The following is a 10,504-nucleotide window of genomic DNA, read 5'->3' on the forward strand; positions in this document are numbered from 1 at the left end:
CCCTAGCTTGCGCCAGGCTCCCCCGGACAGGGCGGTTACGCACCAGCCGGCACGCTGCCGCACCAGCGACGTGAGGCGCCGCAGCGCGGTCTTGCATCGCCGCAGGCCCCGTGTCGGGCCCGATTGCAGGCCCGGCTTTGCGGGAACCCAATGCGGCCAGGCGGGTCTCCTGGCGCGGGCCACGTCGCGATCGGTCCGGAACTTGCGAAACCGAACTAGGGAGACGACACATCATGGCAATCGCTGGCTATATCAAGGAGATCGGACGCGGCGCCAACGGTGCCCGTGCGCTGTCGGCGGAAGCGGCGGAGACGCTGATGGCCGCCGTGCTCGACGGCGAGGTCTCGGACCTCGAGCTCGGTGCCTTCGTGCTGGCGATGCGGGTGAAGGGCGAGACGCTGGACGAGCTGATCGGCTTCCTGGCCGCGGCCGAATCGCGGCTGCAGCCCATCCACAGCGACCGGCCCGTGGTCGTGATCCCCACCTACAACGGTGCCCGGCGCCTGCCCAACCTGACCCCGCTGCTGGCGATGGCGCTGGCGCAGGAAGGTGCGAACGTGCTGGTGCACGGCCCGGGCAGCGACCCGACGCGGGTGACGACCGCGGCGATCTTCCGCGACCTGGGCATGCCGACGGCGCAGAACGAAGGCGACGTGCACGCCTTCTGGGCCCGGCACGAGCCGGCCTACGTGTCCACCGCCATGCTGAGCCCGGCGCTGCAGCGCCTGCTCGACGTGCGCTGGACGGTGGGCCTGCGCAACAGCGGCCACACGATCGCGAAGATGCTCAACCCCTGCACCGGTACGCGCGTGCTGCGGCTGGCGAGCTACACCCACCCGGAGTTCGGGGCGCTGATGGGGGCCTGGGCCCAGCGCCAGCGTGTCGACACGATGCTGCTGCGCGGCACCGAAGGCGAAGCCGTCGCCGACCCGCGGCGCCAGCCGCGCATGGAGACCTGGATCGCGGGCCAGCTGCGGACCGAGTGGTCGGTGCCGGCACACGAAGGCGTGGTCACCGAACTGCCGGTGCTGCCGCGCGAGATCGACCCGGCGACGACGGCGCTCTACATCCAGTCGGTGCTGAGCGGCGAGAAGCCGGCGCCGGCGCCACTGACGCGGCAGATGCAGTGCATACTCGGCGCGCTCGAAGAACTCGACAGCGCGCAGCACCCGCGCGAAGCCGCCGGTGCCGGAGCCTGAACGCCGGGCCCGAGCGAACCCCGGCTTGGCAACGCCGCCGGGAAGCAGATACAATCGCGCGCTTTGCTGGCAAACACCCGCGTGTCGATCTCGGGCCGCCTAGAATTTTCAGGACGAGCGCCGAGACACCGAGCGCATACATCTCACGGGATCCCTGCTTACATGACCACCATCCGCGTCAAAGAGAACGAGCCGTTCGACGTTGCCCTGCGCCGCTTCAAGCGCACCATCGAAAAGATCGGTCTGCTGACCGAACTGCGTGCGCGCGAGTTCTACGAGAAGCCCACGGCCGAGCGCAAGCGCAAGAAGGCTGCCGCGGTGAAGCGTCATTTCAAGCGCGTGCGCAGCATGCAGCTGCCGAAGAAGCTCTACTAAGAGCTTCGGCCGCGCGCCACACTGAACAGCCCGCGCGGGACGCCGCAGCGGGCTTTTCCTTTTTGTCCGACGAAAGACACGATGATGAGCCTGAAGGAACGGATCACAGAAGACATGAAGGCCGCGATGCGGGCCAAGGACAGCGAACGGCTGTCGACGATCCGCATGCTGCAGGCCGCGATCAAGCAGCGCGAGGTCGACGAACGGGTGGTGCTGGACGACGCCGCCATCGTCGCCATCGTCGACAAGCTGATCAAGCAGCGCAAGGACTCGGTCACCGCCTTCGAACAGGGCGGGCGCCCCGACCTCGTCGCCAAGGAGAGCGCCGAGATCCGCGTGCTCGAGGCCTACCTGCCGCAGCGCCTGTCGGCCGACGAGATCGGCGCGCAGGTGGCGGCGCTGGTGGCCGAACTGGGCGCCACCGGCCCCGGCGACATGGGCAAGGTGATGGCCGCCGCCAAGGCACGCCTGGCCGGGCAGGCGGAAATGGCACTGGTGTCCGCCGCGGTCAAGCAGGCTCTGGCAAAGTAAAGGGCATGAACGCCCCTGCCCTGCGCGCGATCGCGCCCGACGTCTTCGTGGCTCCACAACTGACCCCCGAGGCGATGGCCGAAGCGGCAAGCGCAGGGTTCAAGAGCGTCATCAACAACCGGCCCGACCACGAGCACGGGCCCGGCCAGCCGACCAGCGCCGAGATCGAGACCGCGGCGCGCGCCGCCGGCCTGCAGTACCGGCACCTGCCGGTCGACGGCGGCTGGCAGTCGCCCGAACAGGTGGCCGCCTGCGCCGCACTGCTGCAGGAGCTGCCGCGGCCGCTGCTGATGTTCTGCCGTTCGGGCTCGCGCTCGGCGCGGCTGTACCAGCAAGCCACCGGCAGCTGACCCCCAGGCACCGCCGAGCGGGCGGCGACCAGACGGGCGCGGCGACCGCCGCCCGACGCCCGATGAACGAGAAGAGCCCGGCACAGCCGGGCCGCAAGCCGGCGGACAGCACCGCCGACAGGAGACAACGTGTCCGCTCTGCTGCGCCTGTCCCGCTTCATCGATGCGCTCAACGAGCGCGTCGGCCACACCGTCGCCTGGCTGGTGCTGGTGATGGTGCTGATCAGCGCCTCCAACGCCATTGCGCGCAAGGCCTTCGCCGTCAGCTCGAACGCCTTCCTCGAGATCCAGTGGTACCTGTTCGCTGCCGTCTTCCTGCTGGCGGCGGGCTACACCATGCTGCGCCAGGAGCATGTGCGCATCGACGTCGTGCTCGGGCGCTTCAGCCGCCGCACCCAGGTCATCGTCGAAGCCGCCTGCATCGTCGTCTTCCTGTTCCCGTTCGGGCTGATCGTCATCGACCTGGTCTGGCCGCTGGTGGTCAAGGCCTACCTGATGGGCGAGATGTCCTCCAACTCCGGTGGACTGATCCGCTGGCCGGTGTTCGCGCTGGTGCCGGCCGGTTTCACGCTGCTGCTGCTGCAAGGGGCCTCGGAGTTCATCAAGCGCATCGCCTTCCTGCAGGGTCTGGTGGATGACCCGGGACGCAAGAACCAGGACAAGCGCGACGAGGCGGATCTCGCCGAGTTCCTGCGCCAGCAGGCGCAAGAGGCGAAGAAGTGATCGAGTTCATCTCCACCAACATGGCCCCGATCATGTTCGCGGGCCTGGTGCTCTTCCTGCTGGTGGGCTACTCGGTCGCGTTCTCGCTCGCCGCCTGCGGGCTGCTGTTCGGCTTCATCGGCATCGAGCTCGGCCTGCTACCGAGCTCGCTGATGCAGGCGCTGCCGCTGCGCATCTTCGGCATCCTGCAGAACGACACGCTGCTGGCGGTGCCCTTCTTCACCTTCATGGGCCTGATCCTCGAGCGCTCGGGCATGGCCGAGGACCTGCTCGACACCATCGGCCAGCTCTTCGGCCCGGTGCGCGGCGGCCTCGCGTTCGCGGTGATCTTCGTCGGTGCGATGCTGGCGGCGACCACTGGTGTCGTCGCCGCATCGGTGATCTCGATGGGGCTGATCTCGCTGCCCATCATGCTGCGCTACGGCTACGACCGGCGCGTGGCCAGCGGCGTCATCGCCGCCTCGGGCACGCTGGCGCAGATCATCCCGCCCTCGCTGGTGCTGATCATCATGGCCGACCAGCTCGGCCGCAGCGTCGGCGACCTGTACAAGGGCGCCTTCCTGCCCGGCTTCCTGCTCACCGGGCTGTACGTGCTCTACGTCGTCGGCGTCGCGCTGCTGCGTCCGGCCTGGGTGCCCGCGCTGCCGGCCGAGGCGCGCACGATCCGCGAGGCCGACGGCAGCTCGGGCCTGCGTTCGCTGGGCGTGCTGACGCTGGTTTCGCTGGCCGGCGCGATCGTCTTCGCGCGCACACGCCCGGACACGATGCCGACCGACGAGCTGATCGTGCTGTCGATGTCGGTCGGTGTCGGCATCGCCTTCGGGCTGGCGGTGATCAACCATGTCGCCCGCGCGAAGCTGCTGTCGCAGATGGCCGAACGCGTGACCTTCGTGCTGATCCCGCCGCTGGCGCTGATCTTCCTGGTGCTGGGCACGATCTTCCTGGGCATCGCGACACCGACCGAAGGCGGCGCGATGGGCGCCGTCGGCGCGCTGGCGATGGCCGTCGTGCGCCGGCGCCTGTCGCTGCCGCTGCTGCGCCAGGCGATGGACACGACGATGAAGCTGTCGTGCTTCGTGATGTTCATCCTGATCGGCTCGACCGTCTTCAGCCTGACCTTCCAGGGTGTCGAAGGGCCGAAGTGGGTCGAACACCTGCTCGGCGACCTGCCCGGCGGCCAGATCGGTTTCCTGATCGCGGTGAACGTGCTGATCTTCGTGCTCGCGTTCTTCCTCGACTACTTCGAGCTCGCCTTCATCGTCGTGCCGCTGCTGGCGCCGGTGGCCGACAAGCTGGGCATAGACCTGGTCTGGCTGGGCGTGCTGCTGGCGCTGAACATGCAGACTTCGTTCATGCACCCGCCGTTCGGTTTTGCGCTGTTCTACCTGCGCAGCGTCGCGCCGACCGAGGATTACCTCGACCGCCCCACAGGCCGCCGCATCGGCCGCGTGACGACGGGCCAGATCTACCGCGGCGCGATCCCGTTCGTGATCATCCAGATCGTGATGGTGGCGCTGGTGATCACGTTCCCCGGCCTGGTCTCGGGCGGGCTGGCGACGAAGAAGGCGCTGGACACCAGCGGCGTCGTCATCGAGGCCCAGCCGCCGGCCGAGAACCGCGACGACAGCACGCGAAACCTGGACGAGCTCTTCGGCACGCCGCCGGCGAGTGCGCCGGGACAGTAGACGACGCCGCAAACAAAAAGCCCCGCCGCGTCGCCACGGCGGGGCTTTTGTTCGTCTGCGGCCTCAGATCTTCTGCGACTGCATGTAGCTGTCGAAGCCGGCTTCGGCAAAGCGGTACCAGAGGTTCTGCTCGCTGCGGAACTTGGAGAAGTCGGTGTAGACCTTCTTCCACGCCGGGTTCTTGGCCGAGAGCTCGGCATAAAGCGCCATCGACTGCTTGAAGCCCTCGTCCATCGCGTCCTTGGGGAAGCGGAACAGCTTGGTGCCGCCGGCCACCAGCTGGCGCAGCGCGTTCGGGTTGCGCGCGTCGTACTTGGCCTGCATGTCGACGTGGGCCTCGGAGGCCGCCGCCTGCACCATCGCCTTGTACTCGGCCGACAGGCCGCCGAAGGCCTTGCTGTTGATGAAGAAGTCCAGCTGCGGCCCGCCTTCCCACCAGGCCGGGTAGGCGTAGTGCGGTGCGACCTTGTTGAAGCCGAGCTTCAGGTCGTCGTAGGGGCCGACCCACTCGGCAGCATCTATCGTGCCCTTCTCCAGCGCCTGGTAGATCTCGGCGCCCGGCAGCGCCTGCACGACCACGCCCAGGCGTTCCATCACCTGGCCGGTGACGCCGACGGTGCGGAAACGCAGCCCCTTCAGGTCGGCGAGCTTGCTGATCGGCTTGCGGAACCAGCCACCCATCTGCGCGCCGGTGTTGCCGCCGGGGAAGCTGACGATGTTGTAGTTGGCGTAGAACTCGCGCATCAGCGTCAGGCCGTTGCCCTCGTACATCCAGGCCGTCATCTGGCGCGAGTTCAGGCCGAACGGGATCGCGGTGCCGAGCGCGAAGGTGATGTCCTTGCCGACGAAGTAATACGGCGCCGTGTGCGCCATCTCGACGGTGCCGTTCTGCACGCCGTCGACGACGCCGAACGGCGGCATCAGTTCGCCGCCGGCATGCACCGAGATCTGGAACTTGCCGCCCGACATCTCGCCGATGCGCTTGGAGAACAGCTCGGCCGCGCCGAAGATGGTGTCGAGCGACTTCGGGAAGCTCGAGGCCAGGCGCCAGCGGATCGTGCTCTGCGCGTGGACGATGGCGGGCGCGCTGCCGGCGGCGAGCACGCCGGCGAGACCGGCGCCTCGAACGAAGGAACGACGTTCCATGAATGTGTCTCCTGATCCCGAGTGCGGTGCGGTGGTTCGGGTGCGGAGCATTCTAGGCAGCACCCCCTGCCGGCCCCGAGGGGTTTTCCCGTTCGGAGCGCCGCCGCGGGCGGCGCTGCAACAGGCTCAGGAGCCGGCGAGCTTCAACCGGTCCAGCAGCACCGAGCCGATCGCCTTGCTGCCCTGCACGTAGACGTCGGCGCCGATGGCGACGATGCCCTTGAGCATCTCGCGCAGGTTGCCGGCGATCGTGACCTCGTCCACCGGGAAGGCAATGCGCCCGTCCTCGACCCAGAAGCCGGCGGCACCGCGCGAGTAGTCGCCGGTGACGTAGTTGACGCCCTGGCCCATCAGCTCGGTGACGAAGAGGCCGCGGCCCAGGCGGCGCAGCATCGCGTCGAGGTCGTCGCCGGGGGCGGTGAGCCGGCTCGTCATCGCCAGGTTCTGCGAGCCGCCGGCGTTGCCGGTGGTGCGCAGGCCGAGCTTGCGCGCCGAGTAGCTCGACAGGAAGTAGCCCTGCACGACGCCGGCGTCGACGACGCGGCGCGCCGCGGTGCGCACGCCTTCGTCGTCGAAAGGCGCGCTGCCGCGGCCGCGCGGCAGGTGCGGGTCTTCGGCGATGTCGACGTGCGCCGGCAGCACCTGCTCGCCCAGACAGCCGTGCAGAAAGGTGGCCTTGCGGTAAAGCGCACCACCCGAGGTCGCCTGCACATAGGCGCCCAGCAGGCCGGCGGCGACGGTCGACTCGAACAGCACCGGCACCTCGGCTGTCGCGACGCGACGCGACTTCAGCCGCGACAGCGCGCGCTCGGCGGCGTAGCGGCCGACGGCTTCGGGCGAAGCCAGCTCGGAGGCGTCGCGCATCGAGCTGTACCAGGCGTCGCGCTGCATCTCGTGGCGACGCCCGGGCAGCGAGGCGATCGGCGCCACCGACAGGTAGTGGCGCGAGCTGGCGTAGCCGCCACGGAAACCGCGCGAGTTGCCGGCCCAGAAGTGCGACTGCTGCGCCGAGACGCCGGCGCCTTCGGAGTTGGTGATGCGGCGGTCGACGGCGAAGGCCGCGGCCTCGCAGCGGCGCGCCAGTTCGGCCGCCGCCTCGGCGTCGATCGCCCAGGGGTGGAACAGGTCCAGATCGCGTGCCGCCTCTTCGGCGCTGGCGAGGTCCTGCTCGTCGGGCAGGCCGGCGACCGGATCTTCGGCGGTGAAACGCGCGATGTCGTAGGCCGCCTGAACCGTGCGCTGCAGCGCCGCGGGCGAGAAGTCGGAGGTGCTGGCGTTGCCGCGGCGCTGGCCGAGGTAGACGCTGACGCCGAGGGACTTGTCCTGGTTGCGCTCGACGTTCTCGAGCTCGCCTTTGCGCACCGAGACCGACAGGCCGACGCCTTCGGAGACCTCGGCACCGGCGTCGCTGGCGCCGAGTTTCTTCGCCATACCGAGCACGTCCTCGACGATCTGCTGGAACTGTTCGCGGCGGTAGGCGAAACCGGGGGCGGCGCTGGAGGTCGTCATCGTGCTGTGGAGGTGCCGCGAACCGGCGGACGGACGGCGGGAGAAGCGGGAAAGGGGCTCGCGTCTATGATACCGGCCCACCTCCAAGACCCTGATCCGATGACCCGACGCGCCGGCCCGCACCGCGGCCTCGACCTCCATTACGGCGCCGACGACGACGCCGACGAGCGCCCGAGCAAGACCCAGCTGAAGCAGAAGTCGCACGACCTGCAGACGCTGGGCGAGCAGGTCGCGGCGCTGTCCGACGAGCGCCTGGCCGCCATCGAGATGCCCGAGGCGCTGCGCGACGCGATCGAGCAGTACCGGCGCACCCGTTCGCACGAAGGCCGGCGCCGCCAGATGCAGTACGTGGGCAAGCTGATGCGCGGCGCCGACGAGGAGGTGCTGCGCGAGGCGGTAGCAGCCGCTTCGCTGGGATCCGCACGCGAGACGCTGAAGCTGCACGAGGCCGAACGCTGGCGCGCCGAACTGATCGCCGACGATGCCGCGGTCGAGCGCTGGGTCCAGGCCCACCCCGACACCGACGTGCAGCGCCTGCGCAGCCTGGTGCGCGCCGCGCGCCGCGACGCCGCCGCCAGCGTCGAGCAGCGCCAGCCCAAGAACTTCCGCGAGCTGTTCCAGTTCATCAAACCCTTTGTCGAGGCCGACGCATGAGACCTCAGGACTTGTCCGGGGCTCATTCCCGCTTGGCGGGACCGGCCGTCAGGCCGGAGGGTGCTCAGTGACGCCCCTGGACAGCGTTCGCATCGGCCTGGTCTCGATCAGCGACCGGGCCTCGTCCGGCGTCTACGAAGACAAGGGCCTGCCGGCGCTGCGCGCCTGGCTGTCGGCGGCGCTGCGCAACCCGATCGAATGGCAGGAACGGCTGATCCCCGACGAGCGCCCGCTGATCGCCGCGACGCTGCGTGAACTGGTCGACGAACGCGGCTGCCATCTGGTGCTGACCACCGGCGGCACCGGCCCGGCGCCGCGCGACGTGACGCCCGAGGCGACACGCGACGTCGCCGAACGCGAGCTGCCCGGCTTCGGCGAACAGATGCGCCAGATCAGCCTGGCCTTCGTGCCGACCGCGATCCTGTCGCGGCAGACGGCGGTGGTGCGCGGCCAGGCGCTGATCCTGAACCTGCCGGGCCAGCCCAAGGCCATCGCCGAGACGCTGGAAGGCCTGCCGCAGGCCGTGCCGCCGGTGCGCGGCATCTTCGCCGCGGTGCCCTATTGCATCGACCTGATCGGCGGGCCGTATCTGGAGACCGACCCGGCGCGCTGCGCCGCCTTCAGACCAAAAAAATGACCACCCCCGAAGCGCCTTCGGCGCTCCCCCTCAAGGGGGCGACGCAAGTGACCCGGCAAAGCCGGGCCACCGCGTCCGCTTGACCCAGGGCCTGCAGCCTCGTTACTTCACGAGACGGTTCAGGCGGTCGGCGTCGAAACACTCGGTGGTGTGCGCGTCGTGCGGCACGCAGTCGGCGGCCGGCAGTTCGCGCGAGCGCACCGCCAGCTTCTCGATCGCCTGCCACAGCAGCGCGATCTGGTGCTCGTGGCCCGAGGCGCTGTCGATCAGCCCCTTCATCGCCAGCGACACCGGGTCATCGCCCTGGGTCACGCCGTAGGCCGAGAAGCCCAGGCGCGCAGCGCGCTCCTCGAGCTGCACGTCGGCGTTCTTGACGACGATGCGCGCCGGGATGCCGACGGCAGTCGCGCCCGGGGGCACCGGCTGCAGCAGCACCGCGTTGGAGCCGACACGCGCGCCGTCGCCGACCGTGAAGCCGCCCAGCACCTTGGCGCCGGCAGCGACGATGACGCCGCGGCCCAGCGTCGGGTGGCGCTTGGCGCCGCGTTCCAGCGAGGTGCCGCCCAGCGTCACGCCGTGGTAGAGCGTGCATTCGTCGCCGACCTCGGCGGTCTCGCCGATCACCAGGCCCATGCCGTGGTCGATGAAGACACGCCGGCCGATGGTGGCGCCGGGATGGATCTCGATGCCGGTGGCCCAGCGCGAAACATGCGAGATGAAGCGCGCCAGCCAGCGAAAACCATGCTGCCAGCACCAGTGCGCGCGCCGGTGCAGCACCAGCGCATGCAGACCCGGATAACAGGTCAGCACCTCCCAGGTCGAACGGGCTGCCGGATCGCGCTCGCGGATGCAGGCGATGTCCTCACGCAGACGGGCGAACATGGGGCTGGGCTCCAGGGGAATCAGTCGCGTTTCAGTGTAGCGGCACGTGCGATTCCGCGCAGGATCTGCACTTCTTCATGCGTCAAGCGCATACGGTTGGCGAGCTGGTTCAGGCGCGGCATCAGCTTCTTCGGCGCCTCGGGGTCGAGGAAGCCGATCTCGACCAGCGTGCGCTGCCAGTGGTCCAGCACGCCCTGCACCGCCGCGGCGTCGGCCAGGCGCGGGTCGGGCGTGCGTGCGACCACCGGGAAACCGCCCTGCGCCTGGCGCCAGTCGTAGGCCAGCAACTGCACCGCCTGCGCCAGGTTGAGCGAGCCGTAGTCGGGGTGCGTCGGGATCGAGAGGCAGACGTGGCAGCGGTAGACGTCCTCGTTCGCAAGCCCGGTGCGTTCCGGCCCGAAGACGAAGGCCACCCGTTCGGCACTGGCCGCCAGCCCGGCGAAGTGCGCGCGCGGCTCGGCCGTCGGCGGACCGAAGTCGCGCGGCGTCATCGCCGTCGCGCAGGCGTGGGTGCAGCCTGCCAGCGCCTCGGCCAGCGTGTCGACGACGCGCGCGCCGGCCAGCACGTCGGTCGCGCCGCTGGCCATGGCCAGCGCTTCCTCGCGCTGCAGCACGTCGGCCCAGCGCGGGCGCACCAGCACCAGGTCCGTGAAACCCATCACCTTCATCGCCCGCGCGGTGGCGCCGACGTTGCCGGCATGGCTGGTTTCAACAAGAACGAATCGGGTCGGGTCGGTCATCACCGTTAAAATGCTCGGTCGCACACGCGAAGCAGGGCGCGCATTGTCGCCGCCCGCCGCCCCGCACCGGGGC

The 10,504-nt window shown here is 69.6% G+C and carries 12 protein-coding genes; 8 read left to right on the plus strand and 4 right to left on the minus strand.

What is annotated here, in order from left to right:
- The first annotated feature begins 233 nt into the window (after positions 1 to 233).
- From ybiB to CKO43_RS08485, 6 genes are all read left to right on the plus strand, one after another.
- Positions 234 to 1,199: a DNA-binding protein YbiB gene (ybiB, locus tag CKO43_RS08460; RefSeq protein ID WP_200229049.1), complete on the plus strand. Its 966-nt coding sequence runs from the start codon at positions 234 to 236 to the stop codon at positions 1,197 to 1,199.
- A gap of 162 nt (positions 1,200 to 1,361) precedes the next feature.
- Complete coding sequence (gene rpsU / locus CKO43_RS08465; protein ID WP_009857718.1) at positions 1,362 to 1,574, plus strand: 30S ribosomal protein S21; 213 nt, start codon at positions 1,362 to 1,364, stop codon at positions 1,572 to 1,574.
- 84 nt (positions 1,575 to 1,658) lie between these two features.
- Entirely contained in the window at positions 1,659 to 2,105 is a 447-nt protein-coding gene (locus CKO43_RS08470; protein ID WP_200229048.1) for a GatB/YqeY domain-containing protein, read from the plus strand.
- A 5-nt stretch (positions 2,106 to 2,110) separates the two neighbouring features.
- Positions 2,111 to 2,455, plus strand: coding sequence for a TIGR01244 family sulfur transferase (locus CKO43_RS08475; RefSeq protein ID WP_200229047.1), 345 nt, complete (start codon positions 2,111 to 2,113; stop codon positions 2,453 to 2,455).
- A gap of 129 nt (positions 2,456 to 2,584) precedes the next feature.
- The gene (locus tag CKO43_RS08480) at positions 2,585 to 3,178 is read left to right on the plus strand and encodes a TRAP transporter small permease subunit (protein WP_200378384.1); all 594 of its coding nucleotides are present in this window, start codon (positions 2,585 to 2,587) and stop codon (positions 3,176 to 3,178) included.
- A complete protein-coding gene (locus CKO43_RS08485; RefSeq protein ID WP_346014440.1) occupies positions 3,178 to 4,863 on the plus strand; it encodes a TRAP transporter large permease in 1,686 nt (561 codons plus the stop codon). The genes CKO43_RS08480 and CKO43_RS08485 overlap by 1 nt, the downstream gene beginning before the upstream one ends.
- 63 nt (positions 4,864 to 4,926) lie before the next feature.
- On the opposite strand, the gene CKO43_RS08490 is transcribed toward CKO43_RS08485, so the two are convergent.
- Both CKO43_RS08490 and pmbA read right to left on the minus strand, forming a co-directional pair.
- On the minus strand, positions 4,927 to 6,009 hold the full coding sequence (locus CKO43_RS08490; protein WP_200229042.1) for a TRAP transporter substrate-binding protein: 1,083 nt from the start codon (positions 6,007 to 6,009) through the stop codon (positions 4,927 to 4,929).
- A gap of 126 nt (positions 6,010 to 6,135) precedes the next feature.
- A complete protein-coding gene (pmbA, locus tag CKO43_RS08495; protein WP_200229040.1) occupies positions 6,136 to 7,518 on the minus strand; it encodes a metalloprotease PmbA in 1,383 nt (460 codons plus the stop codon).
- 99 nt (positions 7,519 to 7,617) lie between these two features.
- Here pmbA and yjgA point away from each other — a divergent pair, with 99 nt between their 5' ends.
- Together yjgA and mog are read left to right on the plus strand one after the other, a co-directional pair.
- The gene (gene yjgA, locus CKO43_RS08500; RefSeq protein WP_200229039.1) at positions 7,618 to 8,172 is read left to right on the plus strand and encodes a ribosome biogenesis factor YjgA; all 555 of its coding nucleotides are present in this window, start codon (positions 7,618 to 7,620) and stop codon (positions 8,170 to 8,172) included.
- Positions 8,173 to 8,239: 67 nt separating this feature from the next.
- Positions 8,240 to 8,809 (plus strand): molybdopterin adenylyltransferase, encoded by a 570-nt coding sequence (mog, locus tag CKO43_RS08505; protein WP_200229038.1) that lies wholly within the window; start codon positions 8,240 to 8,242, stop codon positions 8,807 to 8,809.
- Between the two features lie 102 nt (positions 8,810 to 8,911).
- Here mog and cysE read toward each other — a convergent pair whose 3' ends face one another.
- Both cysE and CKO43_RS08515 read right to left on the minus strand, forming a co-directional pair.
- The gene (gene cysE, locus CKO43_RS08510; RefSeq protein ID WP_200229037.1) at positions 8,912 to 9,691 is read right to left on the minus strand and encodes a serine O-acetyltransferase; all 780 of its coding nucleotides are present in this window, start codon (positions 9,689 to 9,691) and stop codon (positions 8,912 to 8,914) included.
- Positions 9,692 to 9,711: 20 nt separating this feature from the next.
- Positions 9,712 to 10,431, minus strand: a complete 720-nt coding sequence (locus CKO43_RS08515) for an RNA methyltransferase (protein WP_200229036.1) — start codon at positions 10,429 to 10,431, stop codon at positions 9,712 to 9,714.
- Positions 10,432 to 10,504: the final 73 nt, after the last annotated feature.

Origin of the sequence: Rubrivivax gelatinosus, assembly GCF_016583785.1 — a bacterium.
Classification (GTDB): domain Bacteria; phylum Pseudomonadota; class Gammaproteobacteria; order Burkholderiales; family Burkholderiaceae_C; genus Rubrivivax; species Rubrivivax gelatinosus_B.